This is a genomic window from bacterium (assembly GCA_030018315.1).
Classification (GTDB): Bacteria; Hydrothermota; UBA3073; order JACQXS01; family JAGMCI01; genus JASEGA01.
Map to the genome: position 1 here is coordinate 1 of JASEGA010000071.1, position 693 is coordinate 693.

1 protein-coding gene is annotated in these 693 nt (G+C 37.4%); it reads left to right on the forward strand.

Features of this window, described 5'->3' with window-relative positions; all coding sequences use genetic code 11:
- A partial coding sequence (locus QMD71_10095; GenBank protein MDI6841174.1) for a C25 family peptidase propeptide domain-containing protein occupies positions 1-693 on the forward strand: 693 nt, incomplete at both ends.

Genomic DNA, 693 nt, shown 5'->3' on the forward strand with positions numbered 1-693 from the left:
ATTTTGCTGTTACTTCCAGCTTATTTATTGGCTGGTGAAATACAGCAGACGGTTACTTTTAACAAAAGTGACCTTAGTTTTAAAAAGCTTAAAGGCTACGATATAGTTGAACTCGATGGTTGCAGTTTTGCAAATAAGATTGGTTCCCCTATGCTGCCACAATCTGTAGTGCGATTTGTTATTCCACCAAGTGCTAATGTTACAAAGGTTGAGATAGTGTCTAAAGATAGTGAAATACTGGCAGGTGAATATAAAATATATCCAGCACAGCCACCACAACCCATATCATTTAAAGGGACTCCAAAATGGGTAGAGCCAGATGCAGCTGTTTATTTGCAATCTACTCCTTATCCTACAGAGTTAATTATGCATTCACATACCGGCAATATGGGTGGATACAGGATAGCGAGTTTTTTAGTTTATCCTGTCCAGTATATTCCCAAGGATAGTAAATTGATATTTAACTCAAGAATAACATTCAAAATCACATATAAGGAAGGGATGAATCCTATACTCCAAAAGACACTTAAAGAGAAGGAACTATTTGGCAACATAGTAAAGGGGTTAGTGATAAATTCGGAAGCAGTTGACAGATTTGCTCCTCTTACGAGGCTAAGTTTTGTGTCGATGGTGCTATCTCAAGATACAGTTGAATATGTGATAATCACAGCTGGCTCATTTGGTTCTGCATTT